Source organism: Spirosoma radiotolerans (assembly GCF_000974425.1).
GTDB classification, from domain to species: domain Bacteria; phylum Bacteroidota; class Bacteroidia; order Cytophagales; family Spirosomataceae; genus Spirosoma; species Spirosoma radiotolerans.
Genome location: NZ_CP010429.1, coordinates 3,300,047 through 3,327,004, shown reverse-complemented (window position 1 = coordinate 3,327,004; position 26,958 = coordinate 3,300,047). Strand labels below are relative to the sequence as shown.

Annotated in this window: 21 protein-coding genes; 12 read left to right on the top strand and 9 right to left on the bottom strand. The window is 51.1% G+C overall.

Annotated features, from left to right (window positions below; translation table 11 throughout):
- Positions 1-62 precede the first annotated feature (62 nt).
- The 6 genes from SD10_RS13500 to SD10_RS13475 form a co-directional block, all read right to left on the bottom strand.
- Positions 63-2,288: a B12-binding domain-containing radical SAM protein gene (locus SD10_RS13500; RefSeq protein WP_227699213.1), complete on the bottom strand. Its 2,226-nt coding sequence runs from the start codon at positions 2,286-2,288 to the stop codon at positions 63-65.
- A gap of 93 nt (positions 2,289-2,381) precedes the next feature.
- Complete coding sequence (locus tag SD10_RS13495) at positions 2,382-2,987, bottom strand: hypothetical protein (RefSeq protein WP_046574276.1); 606 nt, start codon at positions 2,985-2,987, stop codon at positions 2,382-2,384.
- A 118-nt stretch (positions 2,988-3,105) separates the two neighbouring features.
- A complete protein-coding gene (locus SD10_RS13490; protein ID WP_046574274.1) occupies positions 3,106-4,176 on the bottom strand; it encodes a peptidoglycan DD-metalloendopeptidase family protein in 1,071 nt (356 codons plus the stop codon).
- 101 nt (positions 4,177-4,277) lie between these two features.
- Complete coding sequence (gene trxB, locus SD10_RS13485; protein WP_046574268.1) at positions 4,278-5,252, bottom strand: thioredoxin-disulfide reductase; 975 nt, start codon at positions 5,250-5,252, stop codon at positions 4,278-4,280.
- A gap of 213 nt (positions 5,253-5,465) precedes the next feature.
- Positions 5,466-7,463, bottom strand: a complete 1,998-nt coding sequence (locus tag SD10_RS13480; protein ID WP_046574267.1) for an OmpA family protein — start codon at positions 7,461-7,463, stop codon at positions 5,466-5,468.
- On the bottom strand, positions 7,418-8,101 hold the full coding sequence (locus tag SD10_RS13475) for a 7-carboxy-7-deazaguanine synthase QueE (protein ID WP_394330465.1): 684 nt from the start codon (positions 8,099-8,101) through the stop codon (positions 7,418-7,420). The genes SD10_RS13480 and SD10_RS13475 overlap by 46 nt, the downstream gene beginning before the upstream one ends.
- A 379-nt stretch (positions 8,102-8,480) precedes the next feature.
- Between SD10_RS13475 and hisG the strand changes: the two genes are divergently transcribed.
- From hisG to SD10_RS13445, 5 genes are all read left to right on the top strand, one after another.
- A complete protein-coding gene (gene hisG, locus SD10_RS13465; RefSeq protein WP_046574262.1) occupies positions 8,481-9,341 on the top strand; it encodes an ATP phosphoribosyltransferase in 861 nt (286 codons plus the stop codon).
- A gap of 78 nt (positions 9,342-9,419) precedes the next feature.
- Positions 9,420-10,709 (top strand): histidinol dehydrogenase, encoded by a 1,290-nt coding sequence (gene hisD, locus SD10_RS13460; protein WP_046574260.1) that lies wholly within the window; start codon positions 9,420-9,422, stop codon positions 10,707-10,709.
- 35 nt (positions 10,710-10,744) lie between these two features.
- Positions 10,745-10,993 carry a hypothetical protein gene (locus SD10_RS13455; protein ID WP_046574259.1) on the top strand — a complete coding sequence of 83 codons (249 nt, stop codon included), beginning with the start codon at positions 10,745-10,747 and terminating at the stop codon, positions 10,991-10,993.
- Positions 10,994-11,255: 262 nt separating this feature from the next.
- Positions 11,256-12,440, top strand: coding sequence for an aminotransferase class V-fold PLP-dependent enzyme (locus SD10_RS13450; protein ID WP_046574258.1), 1,185 nt, complete (start codon positions 11,256-11,258; stop codon positions 12,438-12,440).
- Positions 12,437-12,943 carry a peptide deformylase gene (locus tag SD10_RS13445; protein WP_046574256.1) on the top strand — a complete coding sequence of 169 codons (507 nt, stop codon included), beginning with the start codon at positions 12,437-12,439 and terminating at the stop codon, positions 12,941-12,943. Before SD10_RS13450 ends, SD10_RS13445 begins: the two co-directional genes overlap by 4 nt.
- Positions 12,944-12,956: 13 nt before the next feature.
- Here SD10_RS13445 and SD10_RS13440 read toward each other — a convergent pair whose 3' ends face one another.
- A complete protein-coding gene (locus SD10_RS13440; protein WP_046574254.1) occupies positions 12,957-14,300 on the bottom strand; it encodes a sensor histidine kinase in 1,344 nt (447 codons plus the stop codon).
- 337 nt (positions 14,301-14,637) lie between these two features.
- Between SD10_RS13440 and SD10_RS13435 the strand changes: the two genes are divergently transcribed.
- The 6 genes from SD10_RS13435 (at position 14,638) to metF (ending at position 22,837) form a co-directional block, all read left to right on the top strand.
- Positions 14,638-15,405: a hypothetical protein gene (locus tag SD10_RS13435; protein ID WP_046574253.1), complete on the top strand. Its 768-nt coding sequence runs from the start codon at positions 14,638-14,640 to the stop codon at positions 15,403-15,405.
- A 409-nt stretch (positions 15,406-15,814) separates the two neighbouring features.
- Positions 15,815-16,945, top strand: a complete 1,131-nt coding sequence (gene hisC / locus SD10_RS13430; RefSeq protein ID WP_046574252.1) for a histidinol-phosphate transaminase — start codon at positions 15,815-15,817, stop codon at positions 16,943-16,945.
- 76 nt (positions 16,946-17,021) lie between these two features.
- Positions 17,022-17,552, top strand: a complete 531-nt coding sequence (locus tag SD10_RS13425; RefSeq protein ID WP_046574251.1) for a hypothetical protein — start codon at positions 17,022-17,024, stop codon at positions 17,550-17,552.
- 57 nt (positions 17,553-17,609) lie between these two features.
- The gene (locus SD10_RS13420; protein WP_046574250.1) at positions 17,610-20,954 is read left to right on the top strand and encodes a UvrD-helicase domain-containing protein; all 3,345 of its coding nucleotides are present in this window, start codon (positions 17,610-17,612) and stop codon (positions 20,952-20,954) included.
- Positions 20,955-20,975: 21 nt separating this feature from the next.
- Positions 20,976-21,827, top strand: coding sequence for a phosphatase PAP2 family protein (locus tag SD10_RS13415; RefSeq protein ID WP_046574249.1), 852 nt, complete (start codon positions 20,976-20,978; stop codon positions 21,825-21,827).
- A 50-nt stretch (positions 21,828-21,877) separates the two neighbouring features.
- Positions 21,878-22,837, top strand: a complete 960-nt coding sequence (gene metF, locus SD10_RS13410) for a methylenetetrahydrofolate reductase [NAD(P)H] (protein WP_046574248.1) — start codon at positions 21,878-21,880, stop codon at positions 22,835-22,837.
- 74 nt (positions 22,838-22,911) lie between these two features.
- Here metF and rhaT read toward each other — a convergent pair whose 3' ends face one another.
- The gene (gene rhaT, locus SD10_RS13405; protein WP_046574247.1) at positions 22,912-23,949 is read right to left on the bottom strand and encodes an L-rhamnose/proton symporter RhaT; all 1,038 of its coding nucleotides are present in this window, start codon (positions 23,947-23,949) and stop codon (positions 22,912-22,914) included.
- A 201-nt stretch (positions 23,950-24,150) separates the two neighbouring features.
- On the opposite strand from rhaT, the gene SD10_RS13400 reads away from it, so the two are divergent.
- Positions 24,151-26,256, top strand: coding sequence for a bifunctional rhamnulose-1-phosphate aldolase/short-chain dehydrogenase (locus SD10_RS13400; protein WP_046574246.1), 2,106 nt, complete (start codon positions 24,151-24,153; stop codon positions 26,254-26,256).
- 159 nt (positions 26,257-26,415) lie between these two features.
- On the opposite strand, the gene tnpA is transcribed toward SD10_RS13400, so the two are convergent.
- On the bottom strand, positions 26,416-26,859 hold the full coding sequence (gene tnpA, locus SD10_RS13395) for an IS200/IS605 family transposase (RefSeq protein ID WP_046579490.1): 444 nt from the start codon (positions 26,857-26,859) through the stop codon (positions 26,416-26,418).
- Positions 26,860-26,958 lie beyond the last annotated feature (99 nt).

The window sequence follows — 26,958 nt, the reverse complement described above, 5'->3', positions numbered from 1 at the left end:
GAAACGTATATATGATTAATGGTATCCCAAAATCTAATGGAATTCTAAGGAGTAAACGGGTATTACACTATCAACAAGCCCTGCTCCCGAAGCTTTCCCCAAACGGCTGATCGGGTAAAGGCATCGAAGTTACCCAATTCGCACCTGTCGAAATTGGCTTTCAGTTCAGCCAGCGAACACGGTTCATGCTGACCAATGAGTAGCCGGGGTAGGGTATCCATCAGCCAGTACCCCACGGACACAGGCGCTTCGAGCAGCCATTGCCCCTGTTTGCTATAAAACTCCAATTCGGCCATCTCCACTAGGTTACGTCCCTGCTGAAGTTCGAAAACGTCCAGGCTGGGCAAGTGGCCCGGCCAGATAACGAAAGCGTTTGGCCTCGGGTCTTTCTCCGGGTTCTGGCTAATGGCTTTCTCGATGTAGCGGGGTGGGATGGAGGTAGTCGGAACTTTGAACGTGAACCATTTTTGAAGCGGTAAATCGAAGCCCACATCATGCATGTAGTTGAACAGGGATTTTCGCAATCCCTCCGCAAACAAATCATGGTCGGCTCCGGTTGGGTCGCTGTGCTCCAGATCGTTATCAGCGAAGACGGCAAAACGATCTGGAGTAATGGTTGGGCCAAGGCGCATGACATCGAAACTCGCCGGATCAACTCCAACCGGGCTATGAGCCGTCATGGCAAACCGATGCCAGAAGCCCGACTGAACTATGCCGTTCATAAATAACTGACGGACCATCTCCAGAGAATCGATGGTTTCCTGCATGGTTTGTGTCGGAAATCCATACATCAGGTACGCATGAACCATGATACCCGCCTGGGTGAACGCTTCGGCCACGCGGGCCACCTGAGCTACCGTTACCCCTTTCTTCATGCGCTCCAGTAATCGGTCCGAGGCAACCTCCAAGCCACCCGATACGGCAATGCAGCCCGATGCTTTCAACAGCGTACACAAGTCCGCCGTGAAGCTGGATTCAAACCGGATATTCGTCCACCAGGTCACGGTTAATTTCCGGCGGATAATCTCCAGCGCCAGATCGCGCATGAGCGCTGGTGGAGCGGCTTCATCGACAAAATGAAAGCCATTTTGCCCCGTCTGCTCAATGATTTCCTCGATTCGGTCGCACAGGAGCGAGGCTGTAACCGGTTCGTAGCGTTTGATATAATCCAGCGTAACATCACAAAATGAGCACTTGCCCCAATAGCAGCCGTGTGCAAGCGTTAATTTGTTCCAGCGGCCGTCGCTCCAGAGCCGGTGCATGGGGTTGACGACTTCAATAACGGACAGGTAGTCGTGCAACGGTAGATCGCGGTAGTTGGGTGTGCCCGTTTCGCGTTGAGGAACATCTCTTTCCCGAGCACCATTGAAATAGGTAACTACGCCTTCGATTCGGGCATAAACGCGCTTCAACTGAGTTAGTTCCCGTTGACCCGACAGATAGTCGAGCAGCGACAACAGGGGTGCTTCGCCATCATCCAGGCAGATAAAATCAACGTAATCGAAGACGCGGGGCTCCGTTAGTGACCGCAATTCAGTATTGGCGTAGCCTCCCCCCATAACGACTTTGATGGCTGGGTGGTGTTGCTTCAGGTACTTGCCACAGGTGAGAGCGCCATATAAATTGCCCGGAAACGGAACCGTTAAACAGACAACATCGGGGTGCCATTGCTGAATTTTCTGTTCCAGTAGCTCAACCAACTTGGAGGATACGCGTGTATAGGGTGCCTGTAAAGCATCGTGTAGTTCATCGAAGTGCGTAGCCGAGCGTCCCAGTCGTTCGGCATACCGGCTGAATCCAAAATGCGGATCGACGGCTTCCTGAATGAGGTCACTTAGATCTTCCAGATAAAGTGTTGCCAGATGCCGGGCTTTATCGTGAATGCCCATCGTCCCGAACGCCCAGTCCAGCTCTTCCAACTGGGCAAATCGTGAAGCTTCAGGCAGATACGTACGGTCACAGATGCTGTGGGCAAGGGTTGGATTTTTGTTCTGTAGAAACCGAATTACGGGGTCAATGGTGCTGATGTAATCGTTTTGCAGGCGGCAGATCCGGTAACTGTTGTCGGTCAGTTCGGCATCGCTGGCTTCCAGTTCCGCAAACATCGACGCCAATCCCGTCGCCGAAAACAAGTTTAGGATAACCTCAATCCCCAAATCTGCCTGATACGATCTGATTCCTTTGGTTTGCAGGAATCCTTTCAGATAAGCTGTGGCCGGGTAGGGCGTGTTTAGCTGCGTAAAGGGCGGGGTTAGTAATAAAAGCGTCTGATCCACAGCGGTATACATTCTCGGACAAGGTCATGGTCTATCCCGAAAAGGAATAACCTTGTGGTTTCGGCATTGGTTCGGCGGGCTTGCCAATAAGTCGATGGGAAGGAATTAATGATTCCAACGTAAGCCGCGGGTCGTAAACTCAATATGTCGTTTACCCTGGCCCTCAAACTCAACATCCACGACCATTTTACGTGCCCCTTTCATCTGATTAATCAACATTTGGGCTGAATCAAAAAATACGATGTTAGCCCGACCATTCTCGGCTGCAGACAGTGAATACCGGACGGGCGGTTTACCATCGAATCGAATGCTGGCGTTTCCACCCTGGAAACTTCGGTTGAACTGCCCTTTGGAGACCTCCAGATAGCTATACGTAAGACTGTTTTTATGGCGAAGCGTTAACGTCACAGTTGAACCGCCCGTATAAGGAAAATCGAAGTTCAATACTGTCGGTGAAGTCAGGACTGCTTTATTAACGGTCTTCCCGTCCTTGTCTACTTTGTTTTCATACGTCCAGGTTGTGGCGCCAGTAGCAGGGCTATTTTGCTGACTTGATTTGGGGGATGAAGACGGCTCATTGGAGGGCGCGCCTGCTGAGTTTTCGGGCTGCTGTCCAGTAGAAGGGCTGGTTTTTTCCTGACTGGCCGATTTTTCATTATCTGTGCAGCTCAGAACAGACAGTAGAGTAACTGCGTAAATAAGTCGTTTCATGCCAGATCAGTAGGAGGGTAAGTCAGGATAGGCAAAAAAACGATGGCTCATTGACCAGTGTTACATAGCGCCTGTGTCTGAAGTCTCGGGTATGTAACACTGGTCAATGGGCCATCGTTTAATGTACCCGTATTTTCTGCCCTGGCCGAAGCCGTGAGCCTGAAATGTGGTTTTTACGCTTTAAGGTTGACACCGACATGCCATACCGGTCGGCAATGGAGCTGAGGGTTTCACCCGACCGAACGCGGTGTAATACGGTCCGTTTAAATTTCGGTCTCGAACTGCTTTCGGATGATGATGACGGCCTTCCTCCGCGTAGATAATCCCAAACGGAACCCGTGAGCAGGAAGTGATCAGAGTTGATTGTATTTTCGGGGAAGGAGTAGATGTTCAGCGGGCTAAATGGGTTCCCTTCGTAGCGCGTCTCGAAGTGAAGGTGCGGCCCCGAACTACGTCCAGTGCTGCCGCCCAGGCCGAGTTGGTCACCCGCTTTAATGAGCTGGCCTGGTTCAACGGTTTGCTTGGACATGTGCCCGTAGAGGGTTTCGAGGCCGTTATAATGCCGAACCAGCACGTAGCGGCCGTATCCATTACCATCCCAGCCAACCACGCGTACGATACCATCGAAGGCGGCATAAACAGGATCACCAGTGTCCAGATCGAGGTCCGTACCCGTATGCCAGCGGCCCCAGCGGTAGCCGAAGTTGGACGTCATCTTGCCTTCGTTTAAAGGTGCTGACCAAAACCGGTTGGCGGGTGGATCATACAGTTTGATGTCGACGGCTTCGTCGAACTCCAGTGGATTAATGTTGTACGGATCAATAGTGCGGGAATCCCAAACGGCGTAGTAGTCGGCAATTTTAACCCATTCCGTACCAACCAGTACCGAGTCAATGACTTCAACAACACTGGTTTCACCCTGTTCGATCTGGCTGGTATCCTCGCTGACAACGGGGTTTAATTCTTTTTTTGGCTCAAACTGGCTATTGAAGCGCAGTTGAGTTGTTTCCTGTTCAAATTGGTCGTCCGCTTTTTGCGGCTGTTCGACGACCGGAAGATTTGGGTTTTTCCCCGTTTTTGGGGTAATACGCAGGTTATTTTTAAATCGCCCGCGCTCCTGGGCCTGTGCCGTTACGGTCAAACACAAGCACCCAATGGCCAGCAGCCATCGTGTAGCGGTTTCTCTCATCGTATATAGATGAGTTTGTGGTTTGTGGGTTACGGTTGGCTGACGCCTGCTTTCGTTCGCGTCAGCCAACCGTAACCCACAAACCACAAACTCATTGAATTTTATTGTTGAACAATTTCTTCTCCCTGCATTTCCAGGGTCACCAGGTAACGTTCGGCGTCGAGGGCAGCCATACAGCCTGTGCCCGCTGCAGTAATTGCCTGCCGATAAATGTTATCCTGAGCGTCGCCACAGGCAAATACACCGGGAACACTTGTACGGGTACTTCCTTTTTCGGTCAGGATGTACCCACTTTCATCAAGGTCAAGGTATTCTTTAAAAATGTCGGTATTGGGTTTGTGTCCAATCGCGACAAAAAAGCCAGTTACGTCCAAAATACGCTCTTCACCCGTTACGCTGTTCTTTACCCGAACACCCGTTACATCCTCGTCGCCCAGAACTTCTTCGGTCGACGTATTATAGAGAATTTCAATATTATGGGCAGTCTGAACGCGTTTCTGCATGAAATGAGACGCCCGCATTTCATCCCGACGAACCAGCATATACACTTTCCGGCAAAGATTCGCTAAATAGCTGGCTTCTTCGGCGGCTGTGTCGCCGGCACCAACGATAGCAACGTCCTGGCCTCGGAAAAAGAACCCGTCACAAACGGCGCAGGCAGATACGCCCCGGCCGTTTAGCCGCATCTCGGAAGGAAGGCCAAGCCATTTTGCCGATGCACCCGTTGAAATGATGACCGAGTCGGCCGTAATCTCATGTTTATCGTCGACGATAGCGCGGTGGGGTGTTCCTAAACCTGGCTGTTCCGAAAAAATAACTTTGGTCACTAAGCCGTAGCGAATGTCTGTTCCAAATCGACGGGCTTGATTTTCAAGGTCCTGCATCATCTGAGGGCCTTGTACGCCATCTGGATAACCCGGAAAGTTATCGACTTCATTCGTGATAGTCAGTTGGCCGCCGGGCTGACCGCCCTGGTACAAAACTGGTTGCATATTGGCCCGTGAAGCATAAATGGCGGCTGTATAACCGGCAGGGCCAGAACCTATAATCAAGCACTTTACGTGTTCGGATGTCATTACAATGGGAGCGAAGTCGTCTGGAAATAAGAAAATAGCCTCGTAAAACAGGAGGGTATTCGGACAACATACACAAAATTGAAAAAAATCCCGCGGAAAGCAAAGAGAAGGAAGAAGTATGGTAGGGGAGGATGTATGATATAAGATGTATGGTGTAGGATATAGGGTGTATGTAGCTATATCCTACACTATACATCTTATATCATACATCCTCTACATCACTCGCCATTCGATCCGGCGGTTTAAACGCCTGTTCTCGTCGGAGGTATTGGGCACTAGCGGTCTGGTTTTTCCGTAGCCAACGGCTTTGATGCGGCCCGGCTGAATACCCGCCTTTGTCAGGTAGGCCACCACGGCCTGCGCCCGCTTCTGCGAAAGGGTCAGGTTGGCCGCTGCATCGCCTTTGTCGTCGGTATGGCCCGAAATTTCAATGGTAACGGCCGGATTTGTCTGCATAAATACCGCCAGCCGGTTAAGCTCGGTCAGGGATTTGTCGGCAAGATCGTAACGGCCATACTCGAAAAATAGATTGCTCAACGTCTCATTCGCCGACGAACCCCCAACAACCGGTTCCAGCGGTACGCTTAGAGACAGCCCTTCGCCTTTGGTTTTCTGGGTAAAATCAAACGACAGACTTTTAAAGAGATAACCAGGTACACTTACGTAAAGGGCGTATTCGCCCCCACTCGGCAGCACGGCTGTATAGTGTCCCGTTTGTGCGTCGGCTTCCACCCGCGAAACAACTAAATTGGTTTTCAAGTCGATTAGCTCAACCGTGGCGGCCAGCGGCTTTTTTGTTTTGGCATCGGCTACGGTGCCTTTCAGAAAGCTTACCGGCCGTATCCGATCCCGTAAGGATTCGGGCAGGTCGAAGGTGTAGAGCCGGGATTTTTGCGACACGCCGTCTTTTTGTTCTTCAAACGAATAATAGGCGCGTGTACCATTGGCGGCTACGAACAAGGACGCCTGGTCTTCGGCCGTATTGATTGGGTAGCCTAAATTGGTGGGTGCCGACCAGCCCGAAGCACTGTGATCAGCGATGAACAGGTCATACCCACCTAAACCAATATGGCCTTCAGAGGCAAAAAACAGGCTTTGTCCATTGGCGTGCAGGAAAGGAGATGCCTCGTTGGCTGGGGTGTTGATCGGTTCGCCCAGATTCAGCGGTTCGGCCCAGTTGCCGTCGCTGCCAAGCTCACTGCGCCAAATATCCCGACGCCCTTTGCCGCCCGGCCGGTCGGAAACAAAGTATAACTGGCGACCATCAGCCGAAAGGGCGGGCTGTGATTCGTAGAAGTGCGTATTGACGGCGGGCCCCAGGTTTTCCGGGTTAGACCAGTCACTGCCGGTTTTATGGCTCACGTACAGATCACAACTGCCGTAGCCTTTTCGCCCCTGACAGGCCGTGAACACCAGCGTGCGTCCATCGGCCGAAAGGCTGGCTGTTCCTTCATTTTCAGGCGTATTGATGTTCGACGCCAGTGATACCGGGGGCGTCCAGGTTTCGCCATTAAAGGTGGCGGTCATCAGATCTTCATCGCCTTCCGGTTTCAGGGCCGTAAAGACCAGTGTCTGTTCATCGGCTGTCAGGACCGGGAAATATTGGGAAGGGGTCGTTTGCAAGACGGCCGACAGCGGCTTGGGGTCAACCGCCTGGGGATGCTGCGTGGCTTCCAGGCCAAAGCGGGCAGTTTCCAATTGCCGGGCAACGCGTTTTCCCTGAGCCGATTGAGGAGCGAACTGTGTCTGGTATTTTTCGAGATAAGGAATCGCTTCACTGTAGCGCCCCAGCCGAAGCAGCGTATTGCTCAGGGCCTGATAGGCAGCGCCAGAAGCGGGGCTGTCCGGTTGAATCCGGATGGCCGCCCGGTAGGCATTCAGCGCTGGTTCAAACTGTTTGGTGAATTCATGCAACTGACCCAGCTTGATGTAAGCATCAGAATACGTAGGATCCAGTTTTATGGCCTGTTCCATAAATGGAATGGCTTCACTCGCTTTCCGCTCCCCGAATAGCTTAATGGATTGGGCATAAAGCTCTTTCGCCTTTGGGTTCTGCGAAAAGGAGGGGAATGAAAGAAGCAGTAAAAGTCCCCAAACCCCCAAAGGGGACTTTGAGAAAAAATTTATGACACTGAAATAAGCCCCCTTTGGGGATTTGGGGACTTTTACGGAATATCCAGATACTTGTGTGTCTGCAACGAGATTTGCCATTGCGGGTGATCTTTTACGTACTCAACGATGCGAGGTAGCATTTCATTGGAACGACTCCATTCTGTTTGCAAAAAGAGTTTGCAATCGGGGCGAAGATGCGGTGCGAACGACTCGGCAAAAGCGAAGTCCGACTGATTATAGATGATCACTTTTAACTCGTCGGCTTGGGTATAGATGGCTGGATTTGGCTTTTTGAATTTCTTGGGCGAAAAGCAAATCCAGTCCCAGGAACCCGTAACTACCTGGCACACGCCCGACGTTTCTATATTAGTCCGAAAACCAGCCGCTTGCAACGAAGCCGTGAGGTCGGTCAGGTCGTGCATGAGCGGCTCGCCACCCGTAATGACCGCCATTCGGCCGGGGTACTGCAAAGCCCCCGCAACAAGGCTATCGATGCTTAGTTTCGGATGGACACTGGCATCCCAGGACTCTTTTACGTCGCACCAGTGGCAACCTACATCACAGCCACCGAGCCGGATAAAATAAGCGGCTCGCCCTGTATGGGCGCCTTCTCCCTGAATCGTGTAAAACGCTTCCATCACCGGCAGGGCTGCCGCCGTGGATTCGGCCACCGTGGATTCGGCCACCGTGGACACGGGATTTGTCAGTCTATTTTGTTGTTTCTGTTCCAAAATCATAAGACAAAGATACGCAGTTCCAGTCTAACCCGTAAGGATTTAAACGCCCTATCGGTTCCACTCTTTGTTGACTAGCTGATTTGAAATAACCCTGTTCCTGTTACCTTTGCGCCATGATTTCCCAACGGGCCACGCATTCTCCCTTTCGACATCGTCGCCATCATCGCGGCTGCTAGGCCTGCGCGTTAACAATGACCTGTTGACACGCTGAACAGTCGACTCACCAAACCAATTGACTGTCCTCTTTTTCATGTACTTTTGCCCCCTGATTGACTAAAGTACAGTTGGACCAGGCAGAACGGCTGTTGGTTTTACGCAGAAATCAATCAATTACGTGATGTATGAACTGCATTATACATCCAATATCATACCTCTCTGAATGTCATCTGTATTACGCATTGCACTGCAAAAATCCGGTCGGTTGAGCGAAGATTCGTATCAACTTTTTAAAGAGTGTGGCATCCGTTTCGATTATGGTACGGGTAAGCTCAAATCTGTGTCATCGAACTTTCCGGCAGAGTTTTTATTCCTCCGCGACGACGATATCCCCGGCTATGTGGAAGATGGCGTAGCTGATCTGGGTATCGTTGGGGAAAATGTCTCGGTTGAAACCGGGCGACCCGTAACGACGGTTCATAAACTGGGCTTTTCGAAATGCCGACTGTCTATTGCCATTCCCCGAGGCACCGACTGGACGGGAATTCAGGACTTGCAGGGTAAAAATATTGCTACATCGTATCCCAATTTGCTGGGCCATTATTTGGCAGGGCAGGGGGTTAAGGCCGAGATTCACGAAATCAGCGGATCGGTTGAAATCGCGCCTAGTATTGGTCTGGCCGAAGCCGTTTGCGATATTGTCAGTTCGGGTAGCACGCTGTTAAGCAACGGGTTAAAAGAAGTTGAAACAATTTTTCGGTCCGAAGCGATTCTTATTGCCCGGCCTGAACTCGATGCCGACAAGCAAGCTCTGGTTGATAAACTCCTGTTTCGCATCAAGTCGGTGCAGGCGGCTAAAAATAATAAATACATTGTCCTGAACGCACCCAACCATGCGCTGGACCAGATTACGGCCTTACTGCCCGGCATGAAAAGCCCGACCGTAACGCCCCTGGCAACCGAGGGCTGGAGTTCCGTCCATTCGGTGCTGAATGAAAATGAATTCTGGGAAAATATCGAAGCCATTCGGGCCGCCGGTGCCGAAGGAATTCTGGTCATCCCAATTGAAAAAATGATTTATTAAAAAAATGATGGATGATGAATGATGAATGATTTAGTCAGCGGCTACTGTTCATCATTTATCATCCATCATTCATCATTTATGAATATTATCTCATTCCCCGATCGTGCCGAATGGCCCGCGCTCCTGGCTCGGCCGGTGCAGTCAACGCAGCAGATTGAAGCGGCCGTAGCGCCTATTTTGGCACGGGTTCGCACCGGGGGCGACGCGGCTTTGATCGAGCTGGCGCAGACGTTTGATAAAGTCGATCTGTCGGAGGGTGGGCTTGAGGTGCCTCAGGCCGAACTCGACGCGGCCGAAAGCCAACTGAGTGACGAGCTGAAAACCGCCATTGGACAGGCGTATCAGAACATCCGGCTTTTTCATGAGCGGCAAAAACAACCCATCGAAAAAATTGACACCATGCCGGGCGTTACGTGCTGGCGCAAAAGCGTAGGTATCGAAAAGGTAGGCTTGTATATTCCCGGTGGTACGGCTCCGCTCTTTAGCACGGTGCTGATGCTGGGCGTTCCGGCGCAACTGGCTGGCTGTCGGGAAGTTGTTCTTTGTACCCCAAGTAATCACCCCGCCATTTATTTTGCGGCTAAGCTCGTCGGCATCACGAAGGTATTTCGCATCGGCGGAGCGCAGGCCATAGCAGCAATGGCTTACGGAACGGAATCGGTACCGCGGGTGTACAAGATTTTTGGGCCAGGCAATCAGTATGTTACAGCCGCAAAAATGCTCGTGGCCAAAGAAGGTATGGCTATCGACATGCCCGCGGGGCCGAGTGAAGTGGCTGTCTATGCCGATGATTCAGCCATACCGGCATTTGTGGCGTCGGATTTGCTTTCCCAGGCCGAACACGGTGCTGATAGTCAGGTGTTGCTGGTGTCGACGAGCAAGAAACTCATAACAATGGTTAATCTGGCCTTGCCAACTCAGCTAAGTAAACTACCTCGCTGGGAACTGGCCGAAAAAGCGCTGGAAAATAGTAAAGCTATTTTGGTCGATACGGAAGCCGATGCCATCGATTTACTGAATGCCTATGCCGCTGAGCACTTAATCCTGAGCGTTGAAAACGCGGAAGCAGTTGCTGAGAAGATCATCAATGCCGGCTCTATTTTCCTCGGCAACTACACCCCCGAATCGGCGGGCGATTATGCATCGGGAACCAACCATACGCTACCGACCAACGGCTTTGCCCGCGCCTACAGTGGCGTTTCGCTGGATAGCTTCGTTAAGAAAATTACTATTCAGCACATCAGTCCGGAGGGGTTACAGTTGCTGGGGCCGGTCGTTGAAGCAATGGCCGAAGCTGAATCGCTCGAGGCCCACAAACGGGCGGTGAGTTTGCGATTGGCGAGCCTGACGGAAGTAAATCCGGTTTGAGTTTATTATCTTGCTGAATATACGGTCAGGAAGTCATGAGCCAGTTATTGATTGAAATGGACTCCGAGGAAGACGAAGCGTTGCTGATGCAGTTGTTGCCTCGGTTGAGTGGGCGATTGGTAGAGAAAAGGAACACCGCTCAAACACAGTTTAAAAGAGATTCGTTAAAAGGAGTATTTGCCAAGTTGACGCAGAGTGGCGTGGCCCAGAAATATGGCGATCCTTCCGATTGGCAGCGAGAGATTCGCAGTTGGGATCGCCTGCTTGATGGTCTCCAAGGTTAGTGAAGACATAATGGCTGTCAGGTCAAAGGCTATGTCCTTGTCAGTGCTTCCTCGGTCCGTGAAGACGCGGACCAAGGAAGCTCACTCTATTTAACTTAACTTGACACTCACGGTGAGGATACAGCCATCGCGGGACAGTTAGGTTTTATAATACCTAACTAGTCAGTTTCTTAGAACTGGCATTACTCGAAACCAACCCATACTAACGCCCCTCTAGTCTACAGGTCATTTCGCTGACGTCGGTTCTTTAGTTTGTTTACCTATGCTTGATCTCACGACGCTTCGCGCCGACACGCCCGGCGTTCAACACGTCACCCATTTTAATAATGCCGGAGCATCTTTGATGCCTCAGCCGGTCATCGACGCCATTACCGCTCACATTACGCTCGAAGCCCAAATTGGTGGATACGAAGCTGCTGAAGTTCGGAAAACAGCCATTCAGGATTTTTATCAGGCAACGGCTGATCTACTGAATACGACCGCCGACCATATTGCCGCTGCTGCCAATGCCACCGATGCCTACGCCCGTGCCTTGTCGTCCATTCCGTTTCAGCGGGATGATGTAATCCTGACCACCACCAACGACTATGTCTCCAACCAGATTGCGTTTTTGTCCCTGCAGAAGCGGTTTGGGGTTAAGGTTGTTCGGGCAGCCCATGACCCGGCCACCGGTGTTTCGGTTGAAGACATGGCCGAAAAAATCAAGTCGTTACGGCCCCGCCTAGTGGCCGTAACGCATGTGCCAACCAACTCGGGATTAATCCAGCCCGTCGAAGCCATTGGGCAGTTCTGTCGCGAATACGATGTACTTTATCTGGTCGATGCTTGCCAATCCGTAGGGCAGTTGTTGGTGGATGTTCAGGCCATTCAATGTGATTTTTTGACCGCCACCTGCCGGAAATTTCTACGTGGGCCGCGTGGAATGGGTTTTCTGTATGTCTCTCATAAGGTTTTGGCGGCTAATATGGCTCCCCTTTTCATTGACCTTCATGGGGCTTCGTGGGAGTCGGCGGATACGTATAAGCTGGAGCCGACAGCCAAACGATTTGAGGATTGGGAGTTTGCTCATGCCCTGGTGCTGGGGGCCGCCGAAGCACATCGCTACGCCCTGAGTGTAGGAATTGGGGCTATTGCCGAACGGAATGCGGTTCTTTGCCGCAAGCTCCACACGAAGTTGGCTCAGTTGCCGGGCGTTCGTTTGCTGGACGAAGGCGACCGATTATCCAGTATCATCACGTTGTTCAGTGACCGGAAGTCGGCTACCGATCTGAAAACTGCTTTGTCAAACGAGCGAATTAATACCTCCATTAGTACGCACGGCGCAGCCATTCTGGATTATGATCGGAAAGGCATGAAAACGGCAGCACTCCGGATTTCGCCCCACTACTTCAACACGGATGAGGAGATTGAGACATTGGTGGAAACCCTGAACCGGACACTAATATGAAGCACCTTGCCGACCTTCTGCTCCTGGGCGATCCCCGCTTGTATGAAACCTGCGCGCCCGTTCTGGAAGCCGAACTGCCGCTGGTATCGGACTGGGTGGCCGACCTGCATAATGTAATGGAGGAAATTCGGGCCAAGTATAAGTTTGGACGGGGCATCGCGGCTCCGCAACTGGGAATCATGAAACGGCTGATCTACCTCAATGTAGACCGACCTATGGTTATCCTAAATCCCGAATTCGTGTCGGTCAGCACCGAAACCGATGACCTTTGGGATGATTGCATGAGCTTCCCTAATTTGCTGGTACGGGTTCGGCGACACCGGCAACTGACCATGAACTACCGGGACGAACACTGGCAACCTCAATCCTGGAACGTTACGGATTGGGCTATGTCGGAGTTGATTCAGCACGAATTTGATCATCTGAACGGCATACTCTGTACCATGCGGGCCATTGATGAACGATCCTTTCAGTGGCGGCCAACGCCAGTAACCAATTTATAAGTCATTGGTCCCACTAATTAACTGATTGAAGGCTAGTGGGTTGCTCCTTCAAAAGAGGTAACCTGACCTGAAACCACCCTTCCTGTTCTTCAATAACCAATTGCGGCTGATTCAGAAGCTGATACTTGACCGCAATATTCGATAAGCCCACCCCATTGGATTCGACCCGAAGGGTTTTTCGTTGGAGGCTGTTTTCCACAATCAGTTGCTGGTCAGCGGTTGTCCGAATACGGATTAGTAATGGCTTCTGCGCAATCACTACATTATGTTTTACCGCATTCTCGACCAGTAACTGCAAGGTCAGCGGAGGTAAGAGCGTTTCATAATACGCTTCATCGACCTGAATATCCAGCCGTACCGAACACCCAAAGCGCGTTTTAAGTAGGTGAAAATAGGAGTTGATAAACCGAAGTTCAACCCGCAGGGTGGTCAGTTCATTTTCGTTGCTGCGTAACAAATACCGGTATACGTTAGATAACTCATCGACAAACTCACCCGCCTGAGCAGGGTTTTCGTCGATCAGCGACGAGAGTGTATTTAACCCGTTGAACAAAAAATGCGGGTTGATCTGGCTTTGCAAGGCCCGCATCTGCATTTCAGTTTTTTCCTGCTGCACGCGTTGTAGATTGAGGTCGGCTTCCAGTGATTCGCGGTGCCGCTGCTCGCGCTCGCGTTCCAGGTCTTTCTGCACAACCGCCTTATGCACAGCTTCCTGCCGGTGGCGGAACGATATCCCCAAGGCGAAGAAAATAAGATCCAGCACCACGCCCGTCTGCACAAATAAATCGGGGTGTTCCCAAAAGGGTAGTTGCTGATCAAGCACGGGAGAGCGAATCAGTAAAAATGTGGTGATGGAATGGTTGATCAGCAGCGACGCCGTTCCGGCCACAAAAAACCGGGCCACCATGTCCTTGGAGCGAAAGAAGGAATAAACGATGTAGCTACCAACGGCCAGCAGCGCAAATCGTATGGGCTGAAGCAGGATTTGATGTAAGGGTGTTTGCCAGAAGTCGGTGAACAGGTAGATATAGGTTTTAACGACACAATAAAAGACCAGCAGCCACTGCACTCGGGTTACCCAACGCAGAAAGGAGGGCCGTTCCTGCAGATTTAGGAAAATCTTTGCCAGCTCCAGATAGAGGATATACCCAGAATAGGAGAGGAGCAGTTTCTCGAAGTTAGCAATATTTTGGGGCAGGTAAAAATGATTGATCGTAAAATAGACTGCCCAGGTAAGGGTGTATAAGGTATAGATACCGTAGATGCGCTCCCGGTACATAAACCACTGAACCGTATTGGTCAGTAACATGGCCAAAACCATACCCAGAAAGAGCGGAGACAAGGCTTCGTAAGTCATCAGGTAGAAAAGGTCTCAAGAGGATAGACAAATTTATTGAAACCAGTTTTAATAAATTTAATCGCTCTATCGAGCGGAGTGAGATTTATGTGGACGGCAATTATTGAGGTTAAACAAAGCCTATTTGTTTTTAAGCGTTTTCATAAACTACCCTTGATTTAATGCTCAGTCAGAACAGGATAAGGCCAGCTACTCAAATAGAATAAATCACTTCATGGATCTTAAATCGCATCTCAACTGCCTAAAAAGGCAGTTTGTGTAAACATGCCTGGTTCAGGGGTGGGGCTAGCTGTACGTTTGCAGCGTTCCTCAAAAAAAACAGAAACAACAATCAATCATGCAAACGATTACTCGATTCGCCACGTTAGCCCTGGCCGTTACCCTCTCGGTTGGCCCTGCGTTGGCCCAGCAACCCGTCCGGCGTACATCCACGAAACCCGCAGCTCGTCCCGCTGCTTCGGCTACCCGTACCGCACAAACGTCGGTTAAAAAAACAGCGCTTGCCCCGGCCCCAACGGGTGCGGTAAAAACAGAAGCACAAACGTCCGCAACTAAACCCACTTCTGAACCCGTAGTGTCCCGGCAAACAGAGGCTCACGCGAAACCGGTTGCTCAGTCGGCACCGGCCCGACCCCAACTAGTAAAGGGTACCAATGGGCGGCACGTGTACCTCAATGCCGGTGTCGGACTAGCCGCTTACTATGGTGGTGGTTTACCGCTGGGAGTCTCGGCTGAAGTTGACGTAAAAAACAACTTTTCGGTGGGTGGCTCGATCGACTATTTCCGATATAACTATGGCTATTATTCCGGTGGCTACACGTTTATCTACGCCGGTGCCCGCGCTTCCTATCATCTGGGAGAAGCCCTGAATGTACAAAACTCCGAATTTGATCCTTACATCGGCGCGTCGCTTGGGTTTCGTCATGCGGGTTACCATGATTCGTACGGTTACAGCTACAGTGATTATGGTAGCGGCTACAACAGCGGGTTATGGATTGGCATTCATGCGGGAGCCCGCTACCTGTTCAGTCCAAAAATTGGGGCCTTTGCTGAAGTCGGTTATGGTGTTTCGGCTTTGAAGGTTGGCCTGACGGCTAAGTTTTAATACACAAACTAGACGATTATCAACAGGTCAATCGACAACAGATTTTTTATAAGCCTCGCTGGACTCTCTCCGGCGAGGCTTATTTACATGGTGAATAATGACTTCATTTAACGTTGCGGCACTCAATTTTTTGACTAGCACTAGTTGACTAGCACTAATTGATACCCATTACTCGCGTTATTCTTATTAATTGCCCGACTTGGTCGCTTATTCAACGCCCAGAAGGCGTCTGTAAAACCTGATTATGCCGGTAAACTGATGTTGTTTAGCCGGGAAACTGGTTAGGTCTACCGGAAGGCGGTATATTTGTGGGTAAAGGTTTATGCGGACTGGTTGCTGAGTAAAGAAAGCAATTTCGTCATTCACTATAAACCATCAACTTAGTCAATTGAACGTACCGTTGTTTCCGATGTTTAGTCTTACCAATCTCCTCCGCCCGCACATTCTGAGCCTGACGCCCTACTCATCAGCTCGCGATGAGTACACGGGTAAAGAAGGTATATTTCTGGATGCCAATGAAAATCCACTGGGCTCCACAACAACCCAGGGTGATTACAATCGCTATCCCGACCCGCACCAGGGAGCCATCAAGCATCGGCTGGCACCCATAAAAGGCGTTCGCCCGGAGCAGATTTTCCTGGGAAACGGGTCCGACGAACCCATTGACCTGCTGGTTCGGGCCACCTGTACGCCCGGCGGTCAGGACTCCATTCTGATCATGCCGCCAACCTATGGCATGTACGAAGTGTCGGCCGCGGTGAATGATGTTAATATCATCAAAGTGCCCTTAACGCCCGATTTTCAGGTAGATACCGAGGCTGTGTTGGCCGCTATAACGGACCGGACCAAGCTCATCTGGCTTTGCTCACCCAACAATCCATCGGGCAATTTACTCCAGGCTGATGCCATCCGCACCATCCTGAATGCAGCCAGTCAATCGCTGGTTATTGTCGATGAAGCGTATATTGATTTTGCTCCGACGCCGTCCTGGACGGGCGAACTGGATAACTACCCGAATCTGGTGGTGCTGCAAACCTTTTCGAAAGCCTGGGGGCTGGCGGCTCTCCGGCTTGGTATGTGCTTTGCATCGGAAGAATTGATTGGCGTCCTGAACAAAATAAAGCCACCGTACAACATCTCGGCCCCAACGCAGGCCCTCGCGCTGGACGCGCTGCTGCATGAAGAGGAAAAGAACCAAATGGTGGCACAGATCATGGCCGAACGGCAGCAGTTAGCCGAGAAACTGCGCTCACTGCCAACGGTGCAGGTTATTCACCCGTCAGACGCTAACTTTCTGCTGGTACAATTTGCCGATGCCAACGCTACGTTTGCCTACCTGATCGACCAGCAGGTAATTGTTCGGGACCGTTCGAAAGTAAAATTATGCGATGGTTGCCTGCGAATTTCAGTGGGTACAACGACCGAAAATGAAAGCCTGATTGCGGTGCTCCGGCAGATGCCAGATGCCCCATTGCCGACAGATTTACCCATCGGAACCGGCGATGAAGCCACCAGACCGGAACTTGTTTCGAATGCCTGACCTTAGCTAAGGCGAGTCCGTTCCGTCTGTTACTTCGACCGGCAGGGAAAGTCAAAGGTTATTTCCTATCGTAATTATGAAAAGATTCGTATTGATTTCGTCACTGGCCCTGTTGGGTTGGGTAATGACATCCACTGTTGCACAGGCGCAGTATAACAACTGGTCGGTGGGGGTTCGGCTTGGGGAACCATCGGGTATCAACGTTCGTAAATATTTTGGCAACAACCGCGCCTTCGACCTCAACATTGGTACTTATGGTGGGCTCTATGGCACCAAACGCAGTTATGGCCCCGGCGATTATCGAAGCGTTGGGCTGACCGTTCAGGGGCATTATCTCTGGCATACGGCCGTGACCAAGAGCGAAAGTATTCGGGCGTATTACGGATTTGGGGGGCAAATAAACAACCGCCGGACTTATCCGCTCCGGCTCAATGGCGAATACCAGAAAACACTCTCACTGGGTGGTTCCGGTATTGGTGGCCTGGAGTTTTTTCCGGTCAATAAACCGTATTCCATCTTTCTGGAAACGGGGGCCTACGTCGAACTCCTACAGTCCCCGTTTTTCCTGAGCCTGAACACGGGTATTGGACTTCGGTATAATTTTTAAAGGAGTTAGGAGCGAGTAGTAGAAGGGAGAAGAGCTGACCGCACCTCAAAAACATCCATGTTTAAAATTTATAGCTCTTCGGCTGGGTCGGGGAAGACATACACGCTCACAAAAGAGTATCTTAAACTGGCTCTGCGGCCAGATGTGGAGGATAGCTATTTCCGGCGGATTCTGGCAGTAACGTTTACCAATGCGGCCGCCAACGAAATGAAAAATCGGATTCTGGAAAATCTGTCCGGCATCGCCGGGACAAAAGAATCCCCTCTGTTGACTGAACTGGTGGCCGAACTGTATGGGGCGCAACCAGGTACCGATTCGTTCGATGTAGCCAAAGGGGCCTTACGCAAAAAAGCGTCCGGCGTTTTCCGAACCATTCTGCACCGCTACGCTGATTTTAGTGTAACCACCATTGACTCCTTCACGCAACGGATTGTCATGGCCTTCACCGACGAGCTGGGCCTGCCTTACTCTTTTGAAGTAGAGCTGGAAACCGATGAAGTGCTCGAAATGGCCATCGACAACCTGATTGAAAAAGCGGGTACCGACGAGATGGAGGAGATTACAGCCATTTTGAGCGAGTACTACACCAATACGGCTGCTGAAGGTAAAAGCTGGAACCAACTCCCCGAACTGCTCAAAGAATTTGGCCGCAACCTTACATCCGATCAATTCTATGAGGCTGTCAACGCGGCTCAGGAACTGTCGCCCGGTGCGCTGCGCGTCATTCGGACTCAGTTGCTTACCCATAATCAACAGGTTGAGGCCGAGATTATTACCCATGGCCAGCGAGCCTGGAAATGCATAACCGAGGCTGGTTTAGACGAGAAAGATTTTAGTTACGGAGCCAGTGGCGTCGGCGGTTTTTTTAAAGCCATTGCAGAAGGCAACGCACAGCGGGATGCGGGAACCCGAGTCCATAATGCGCTGAACAATGGCGACTGGTACACCAAAAAAACACCCTTACCCGTTCAGGGCCTAATCGACGGTATGGCCAGTGAGTTAGCTGACTGTATTACCCACATTCTTCGCGTTCGCGATGAACGGGGCCTGCAGGTCACATTATTTGATTGCCTGTTGCCGCATTTGCAGAAGCTGGCGTTGCTGAAACAGATGCGGGTTGAATTTGATGAGCTACTTCGGAAAGATGGCCGGGTACACATCTCCGAATTCAATAAGAAAATTCTTAGCATTGTCGCGTCCGAGCCCGTCCCATTTCTGTATGAACGGCTGGGCACTAAATACAACCATATCCTGATCGACGAGTTTCAGGACACGTCGCGGCTTCAATTTGCCAACCTGCTGCCGCTGATCGAAAACGCCCTCGGGGCCGATCATTTCAACCTGGCCGTTGGCGATGGAAAACAGGCGATTTACCGATTCCGCGGGGGCGATATGGACCAGATTGTTGCCCTGCACCGGAAAGATTTGGACACGCTGAAACAGGCGCATAACCCCGGTTCCTGGACGGCAGATCGTATTGACATGCTGGACGGGCATTTGCAGGAAGCCCTGCTCGATACCAACTGGCGAAGTGCGGAGCCAATTGTCCGGTTCAACAATGACTTCTTCGAGTTCACCGCCCGTAAGTTCGAAAGCCAGCATCCGAAATTAGCGGAGGTGTTCGATCCGGGAAAACAATTTCACCAGAAAGCCCAGCCAAACGCACACACGGCCGGTCATGTTCAGATCGACTTTGTCGCCAAAGATGTCGAGGCCGAGAAAGATATAACCGCACAGATGCTCGAAAAAACGATGGCGCATCTGGATAAAGCGCTGGCTGACGGCTATTCCTATGGCGACATTGCCATTTTATGTCGCAAAAAATCGCACGCAAAAGCCCTCGCCAACGAGCTGAATGCCAGACGGATTCCGCTGGTGTCGGCGGACTCTCTATCGCTGGAGTTTTCAGATCCCGTCAAGTGGCTGGTGACGCTGATGCAACTCCTTCAACGACCCGACCAGAAGCTCCTTCGTTACGAATTGCTATATCTGTTTCACCGGGTAGTGCAGGGTATTTTTCCTGACGATGTGTTGACTGGGAAATTGAGCGCCGTTGCCGAACGCGATATCGACGCCACCTACGCGTACCTCGCTGAAGCAGGATACCCGCTGGACCCTTACGTGATGGGGCAGCTCAATCCATACGAACTGGCTGAGCGATTGACTGCCCAGTTTGGGCTGTTTAACCAGGCGGAGCATAACCCATTTCTATTCCGTTTTCTGGATGAGGTACTGGCATTTAACCACAAACGAAGCGGCCACCTGAGTGATTTCCTATTGTACTGGGAAGGCGTCAGACAGAAGATTTCGGTGGAAGGAAATGCCCGCAATGCGGTGAGCATTCAGACCGTTCACCGATCGAAAGGACTTGAATTTCCGGTAGTTATCATACCGTTTGCCAACTGGAAAGTGGAGCCAATCAACGATAGCACAATCTGGCTCGACCTGTCAGCAATTCGGACCGATGCCCTCACGCATGAAAACGGGGCGGGTCAGCTAACCCGCTTGTTGTCGGCTCCGGCCCATACGACCAGCAAACTGCGCGGCACGCCGAAGGTAATTGCCGATCAGTACGAAGATGAGTTCACCCGTACGTTTCTGGAAAACATGAACCTGCTCTATGTGGCCTTTACCCGACCAACAGACCGGCTTTATGTGATCAGTGAAGCAAAGGATTTTACCAAAGGGCAACAGAATACCATTAGCCACTGGCTGCATGCGTTCCTGCGCGACAGTGAGGTGGCCCGAAACTGCGGCTGTGCCTGGCAGGAAGGGCAACTCAGTTACCAGATCAGCCTGTGTACTGATTCGTTTTCGCACCAGAAAGAGGAAGGACCGCTCGATGAAATTGTGCTGGAAGAAATTGTGAGCGGGCACCGGGGGCAGGACTTGCAGTTGCGCCGACAGGCCGACCGTATGTTTGACGTAGCGACATTTGAACGCACCCGCGAGCGGGACCGAAAACTCTGTGCGGCCCTGAGCCTGGTAAGAGGTCCGGAAAGCATTGACACCGTGTTGCGCCAACTGGTAAGCGAGGGCCTTGTTCGCCAGGCTGAAACGGCGGAGTTAAAACAAAGCCTGATGACTCTCGTCACGCATCCCGCCCTGTCATCCTTGTTCGATGCATCGCTTCGGATCGATACGGACCGCAGTATATTGAGCAATAAACGCGTGCATGGCGCCCCGCATCGCGTTGTGCATTATCCGGATGGGCATATCGTACTAGTTCAGTATGAGTCGGTGCCGGTCGCATCCGAATTGAATGACGTGCCTTCATCGGTGGCAAACCCAATGGATTCGTTGAAGTACTTTACCAATTTATACCGGGAGATGGGCTTTCATGAGGTAGAAGGGCGGCTGGTCTATTTATCAACTGAACCGAACGTCGTGAAGGTGGTTTAAACAATGTATGATCGTTAACGCATGAAGTATTCGCCAAAGTTGGTTACAGAAAGTACCCTTGTTCTTATTCTCAGTTCATTTTTCTTTGTCCATGCTTCATTTGCACAAACACCATCGCCTTACGAATTAAAGACAGGCCGGGAAATTGCCTTGCTAGGCGCAGGTGCCGCCATACAGGGGGGCTTGTTTGCGCTCAATTCGACGATCGATCCACTGACTCCTGCTGAGGTTTCTGTCCTGAATCGGGCCGATATTAATTCGTTCGACCGGAAAGCGACTTACCAGTGGTCGACGTCGGCTGCCAGGCTAAGTGATGTTACGCTGGCGGGCAATGCGGCCGTTTTTGGCTTACTCGCGCTGGGTACCAAACCAATGCGGCAGGACATTAAAACGGTGGGCATCATGTTTGTGGAAACGATAGCGTTTGCCAATGGCTTCGAGCGAGTGGTAAAGGCTGTCACGCAGCGTCCGCGTCCATTTGTTTATAATCCGACTGTGCCCCTGGAGGAAAAATTAACGCGGGATGCCCGGCAGTCGTTTTTTTCGGGACACGCCACTCATGCCTTCGCTACGGCTGTTTTTACGGGCGAAGTGTTTCGGCACTATTTCCCGAATTCCCGGCTCAAGCCCGTTGTCTGGATCGGATCGCTCGGTTTGGCAACGGCTACCTGTTTGCTTCGGTATGAAGCCGGGGTGCATTACCCAACCGATTTGATTGCCGGAGCTGCTGTTGGCTCGCTGGTGGGCTGGGGGATTCCCAAGCTCCACCAGGTCAAAAACCAGAGTTCGCTGGGTCGCCGGATGGATATACAACCCTGGAGTACGGGTTCCGCTAATGGAATTTACATGCGGTTAGCGGTGTTTTCCCGTTAACTTTACCCCTCTGTTCGCTGGCTTATCAATTGGCTGGTGTTTTCTGACTAATGACAAAAATTACCGATCATATCAAGGCTGCTAACGGCAAACCAATTTTTTCCATTGAAGTTATTCCGCCCATTAAAGGCGATAATCTGAAAAGTCTGCTCGACAATATCGAGCCGCTGATGGAGTTTAAGCCACCTTTTATTGACGTTACCTACCATCGGGAGGAGTACATCGAGCGGCCCTTGCCCGATGGAACCATTCAAAAAATTGTAACGCGTAAACGGCCCGGTACCGTAGGGATTTGTTCAGCCATTATGCACCGCTTTGGCGTTGATCCGGTGCCGCATGTGCTCTGCGGTGGTTTTTCCCGTGAAGAAACGGAGGATTTTCTGATTGACCTCCACTACCTGGGCATCGACAACGCCCTCGTTCTACGGGGTGATCCAGCCAAGCCGTTTACGACCTTTAAGGCTAAGGAAAATGGCTACATGTATGCCAGCGAGCTGGTCGAGCAAGTGGCCAATATGAACAAAGGAATTTACCTGCACGAAGAAGATACAGCCCTGGCCCCCAGTAGCTTCTGCATTGGTGTGGCCGCTTACCCAGAGAAACATTTTGAGGCTGCTGACCATGACACCGATTTCCAGTACCTAAAACAGAAGATAGACAAAGGGGCGGATTACATCGTGACGCAGATGTTTTTCGACAATAAAAAGTTCATCGACTTTGTCGACCGTTGCCGGAAGGAAGGGATTAATGTGCCCATCATTCCGGGTCTGAAACCGCTCAGCACCCGCCGGCAACTTCAGGTTTTACCCAAGCTGTTCCACCTCGAATTGCCGGCCGATCTGGTCCGTGCGGTGGAAGCCTGCGAGAACGATCAGCAGGCCCGGCAGGTTGGTATCGAATGGTGCATTCAGCAATGTCGCGAACTGATCGCCTATGGCGCACCCGTGATGCACTTTTACACCATGGGTAAGTCCGATAACATCATGAAAGTGGCGCAAGAGATCTTCTGATTTTTCTCTTACACAGGAGCCGTGCTGTTTTAATAAGAATGGCTCGGCTTATGTATAAAGAGTAGTTTTCTACATTATTCGGCGAGGTAATTGCCAATGCCAACAACAACCGTCGATAGCACAACCAGCGTGATACCAAGCGTAATGGTGCGCATGGTAGGTTTGTTGGCACCGCGCCATTCGTGCAGGTAGAGCCCCCAGAAACTACTGAAGGCAATGATAAACGCCATGTGGAGCGTCCAGCCCGAGAATCGGTATTCGCCCATTTTGCTATCGCCCATGCCGTAAAAGAAGAACTGGAAATACCAGGTAAAGCCCGCCATGGCGCAGAAAATAATATTCTTGACAATAGGCGTGGATATGTTACCGTAGTCGGTATACGTACGGTTGCGGATGTTCAGGTAGATCGTCCAGATAGCATTTGTTGTTAGGCCGCCCAGCAGAATGATCACCAAGGCGGCATTGTTCATATACAAAGGATCCGTCCCGTTTTTGACCGCCAGATCGGCAATCGGTTGGCCGGCTGTAAGCCCAAACGAAAAGCAGGCACTCATAATACCCGAGAAAACAGCGACCAGCAATCCTTTCCGAATATCGAATTCGGCGATGACGGCTTTTTTTTGTTCATCCGATAGAGAGCGTTCTTTCATCATACCGGCAATGCCGCAAATCGAGATACCCAATACACATACGCCCAGCCCAAGGATGATAACCTGACCGGACGTTGTGCCGATCAACTGCCCAAACTGGCCTTGCCAGATGGGTGGCACCAGCGTTCCGAAAACAGCGCAAAGCCCCAGCGTTACGGCCATCCCGAGCGATAAGCCTAAATAACGCATGGCCAAGCCAAAGGTTAAGCCACCAAAACCCCACAGAACCCCCCAGAAATAAGTCCATAGGATTGTTTCGCGGGGTATCTGTCCCAGTACGCCAAATAAGTTCGTTACCGTTAGCGAGCCTAGCAAGAGGGGAGCGGCTAACCAGGAAAATAAACCACCGACGAACCAGTAGCTTTCCCAGGCCCACCCACGAACTTTCTGATACGGTATGTAAAAACTGCCGGAGGCAAAACCACCCAGCGCATGAAAAAAGACACCTAGGAATACAGCCACTTTATCTACGTTTTTTCAAATTTATGCTGTGCATCGTCAAAAGCTTTCCTGTGCTCACCTGTTTTGTCAAGTAAATCGAGCTCTTAAAAAGAACCTTATTTTTTAATAAGACTAACAGGAGAGTACATGAAGCAGGAGAAAAGGGAAAAAGCTTACTTTGTCTAAAACACGATTTCTGAAGATACTACTTACTAAATATTTATGAATACGACGCAAGCGTTCAACTATGTGAGCTACCTCTGGGATGACAAAAAGGCGGCAGAACTGGCTGGTGACGAAGTCGCCCTGTTTATATACCGTTCCAATCTGCTCGGAGCCGACCTGCGCTTAACGAATTACGCCGGAGGGAATACGTCGGTTAAACTAATGGAAACTAATCCTTTGACGGGTGAGCCAGTAGAAGTAATGTGGGTTAAAGGATCCGGTGGGGACATTGGTACACTGACTAAAAAAGGATGTGCCAATCTCTACGTCGAGCGCTTGCATGCGTTGAAAAACCGCTACCGTGGGCTGGCTTTCGAAGACGAAATGGTTGGTCTCTTCGATCATTGTCTCTTCGATCCGAAGTGCGCGGCTCCTTCGATCGATACGCCGTTACACGGGTTATTGCCCTTCAAACATATTGACCACCTGCACCCCGATGCACTCATTGCGATTGCGGCCAGCCGGGATGGTGAAGCCATTATGCACCAGATCTGGGGGGACCAGCTGGCCTGGCTACCCTGGCAGCGGCCCGGTTTCGACCTGGGCCTGAAACTGGAAGAAACCGTTCGGAATAACCCAAATCTGCGTGGAGTGATTCTGGGCGGACACGGGTTGTTTACCTGGGGAGATACATCCTATGAATCGTATATCAATACACTGGAGGTGATTGAACAGGCGTCCGAATACCTGGCCGCTAATTATGGCAAGAAACGCGCTGTATTTGGTGGGCCTGCCCGCGAGAATACCGATGCGGATACGCGTAAAAAACAGGCAGCCTCGTTAATGCCTGTCCTACGTGGACTGGCGTCGGGGCATCGGCGGATGGTGGGCCACTTCACCGACGACGAGCGCGTACTGGAGTTTGTGAATTCAACGGATTTGTCCCGTCTGGCCCGCCTGGGAACCAGTTGTCCTGACCACTTTCTGCGCACGAAAATTCGTCCGCTGGTTCTGGACCCAATCCAATTATCGTCGGCTGATAGTGACGCTTATCTGGAAAAAGCCTTTGCCGACTACCGCGACGATTATGCCGCCTACTACGAGCGCAACAAGCACGATAATAGCCCCGCCATCCGCGACCCGAATCCGGTGGTAATTCTGTGGCCAGCCGTGGGCATGTTCACCTTTGCTAAAGACAAGCAAACGGCCCGCGTGGCGGCTGAATTTTATACTAATGCCATCAATGTCATGAAGGGGGCCGAAGCCGTCTCGGACTATGTTGGTTTGCCCGAGCAGGAGGCTTTTGATATTGAATACTGGCTGCTGGAAGAAGCTAAACTACAGCGGATGCCAAAGCCAAAACCGCTGTCGGGGAAAGTGGCGCTCATTACGGGTAGTGCCGGAGGCATCGGTAAAGCCATCGCGAAAACGTTTCTGGCCGAAGGAGCCGTCGTTATCATCAACGACAACGACGCCGATCGGCTGGCCTCTGCTAATGAGGAGTTTAAGGATCAATACGGAAAGGATGCCTACACGGCAGTTCAGTTAGATGTAACTAACTCCGAAACGATCGCGAACGCCTACAGTGCCGCTGCCCTGGCCTTCGGCGGGGTCGACATTGTCGTTAACTGCGCTGGTCTGAGTATTTCCAAGCCCCTTGAAGAGCATACTGAAAGCGATTGGGATTTGCTGTATGACGTGCTGGTAAAAGGTCAGTTTCTGGTTACCCAACAGGCTGTAGCCGTTATGCGCAAGCAAAAACTGGGCGGGGACGTGATCAATATTGTCAGTAAAAACGCTCTCGTATCGGGTCCCAACAACGCGGGATATGGGTCAGCCAAAGCGGCTCAATTACACCTCAGCCGACTGAATGCGGCCGAGTTAGGCAAAGATCACATCCGGGTAAATGTCGTGAATCCCGACGCTGTTATCTCCGATTCCAAAATCTGGGCTGGTGCTTGGGCCGAAGGCCGTGCCAAAGCCTACGGGGTGACCGTAGACGAATTGCCTGCCTACTATGCCAAGCGCACCCTGTTGAACGAAGTCATTTTGCCCGACGACATCGCCAATGCGTGCCTGGCGTTCGTAAACGGATTGCTGGCTAAATCGACCGGTAACGTCCTGAATGTCGATGGAGGTGTCGCCATGGCCTTTGTTCGGTAAAATAGGTTTGTGGTTTACGGATTGTGGTTGCTGGCGCGTCAAGAGCGCTGGCGCCAGCAACCACAAACCGTAAACTTGTTTTATCAACCCACAAATAAATTTGTGGGTTTGGACAATCGAATAGCCCACATTTTTTAACCGTTTCAACGGTTTTCCGGGCTACCCTATAGCATCATCTGGTAACCCATAGTGAATCATAAATCGGTGGTACTCATCCATAAATGTCACGTTACGGTGGTGTTCCTTCTGACTTAAAATGTAGGCTCTGACGCGTTTTACATGCGATTCACTAACTGAAAATGCACCATAACCGATTTGCCAGGCAAAATGCGCTGCGGTTAAATTCGTCTGATTAAATGCATGCGAACTGCCCCCTTTAATTTGCTTAACCACATCGGCAATAGACTTCTGTGGATTGAGCAAAAACAGAAGATGAACATGATCGGCCACACCGCCGATGCAGTCAACACAGCAGTTCATGGCGATAAGTTGATTGCGTAATTCTGAATGTACGGTTGGGCGAATAATAGGTTGAATAAGGGGTTGGCGGCCTTTCGTTGAAATCACGGCGTGGACCCAGATTTTAGATTTTGAATGGCTCATTGGTTGCAGGTAAACCGTTAAAACGGTTGTCAAGTGGTGACTAGTTGGTTTTGTGAACCCACACATAAATGTGTGGGCTGATAATAGAGATATGACGCA

Bases quoted from the DNA above. Each gene is read 5' to 3' on its own strand.
- SD10_RS13455 (WP_046574259.1), top strand. From the start codon at position 10,745: ATGAGCCAGTTATTGATTGAAATGGACTCCGAGGAAGACGAAGCGTTG.
- SD10_RS13490 (WP_046574274.1), bottom strand. From the start codon at position 4,176: ATGAGAGAAACCGCTACACGATGGCTGCTGGCCATTGGGTGCTTGTGT.
- SD10_RS13440 (WP_046574254.1), bottom strand. From the start codon at position 14,300: ATGACTTACGAAGCCTTGTCTCCGCTCTTTCTGGGTATGGTTTTGGCC.
- SD10_RS13445 (WP_046574256.1), top strand. From the start codon at position 12,437: ATGAAGCACCTTGCCGACCTTCTGCTCCTGGGCGATCCCCGCTTGTAT.
- hisD (WP_046574260.1), top strand. From the start codon at position 9,420: ATGAATATTATCTCATTCCCCGATCGTGCCGAATGGCCCGCGCTCCTG.
- hisC (WP_046574252.1), top strand. From the start codon at position 15,815: ATGTTTAGTCTTACCAATCTCCTCCGCCCGCACATTCTGAGCCTGACG.
- metF (WP_046574248.1), top strand. From the start codon at position 21,878: ATGACAAAAATTACCGATCATATCAAGGCTGCTAACGGCAAACCAATT.
- SD10_RS13495 (WP_046574276.1), bottom strand. From the start codon at position 2,987: ATGAAACGACTTATTTACGCAGTTACTCTACTGTCTGTTCTGAGCTGC.
- SD10_RS13400 (WP_046574246.1), top strand. From the start codon at position 24,151: ATGAATACGACGCAAGCGTTCAACTATGTGAGCTACCTCTGGGATGAC.
- SD10_RS13480 (WP_046574267.1), bottom strand. From the start codon at position 7,463: ATGGCAAATCTCGTTGCAGACACACAAGTATCTGGATATTCCGTAAAA.
- hisG (WP_046574262.1), top strand. From the start codon at position 8,481: ATGTCATCTGTATTACGCATTGCACTGCAAAAATCCGGTCGGTTGAGC.
- SD10_RS13450 (WP_046574258.1), top strand. From the start codon at position 11,256: ATGCTTGATCTCACGACGCTTCGCGCCGACACGCCCGGCGTTCAACAC.
- tnpA (WP_046579490.1), bottom strand. From the start codon at position 26,859: ATGAGCCATTCAAAATCTAAAATCTGGGTCCACGCCGTGATTTCAACG.
- SD10_RS13435 (WP_046574253.1), top strand. From the start codon at position 14,638: ATGCAAACGATTACTCGATTCGCCACGTTAGCCCTGGCCGTTACCCTC.
- SD10_RS13420 (WP_046574250.1), top strand. From the start codon at position 17,610: ATGTTTAAAATTTATAGCTCTTCGGCTGGGTCGGGGAAGACATACACG.
- SD10_RS13425 (WP_046574251.1), top strand. From the start codon at position 17,022: ATGAAAAGATTCGTATTGATTTCGTCACTGGCCCTGTTGGGTTGGGTA.
- SD10_RS13500 (WP_227699213.1), bottom strand. From the start codon at position 2,288: ATGTATACCGCTGTGGATCAGACGCTTTTATTACTAACCCCGCCCTTT.
- trxB (WP_046574268.1), bottom strand. From the start codon at position 5,252: ATGACATCCGAACACGTAAAGTGCTTGATTATAGGTTCTGGCCCTGCC.
- SD10_RS13415 (WP_046574249.1), top strand. From the start codon at position 20,976: ATGAAGTATTCGCCAAAGTTGGTTACAGAAAGTACCCTTGTTCTTATT.
- SD10_RS13475 (WP_394330465.1), bottom strand. From the start codon at position 8,101: ATGATTTTGGAACAGAAACAACAAAATAGACTGACAAATCCCGTGTCC.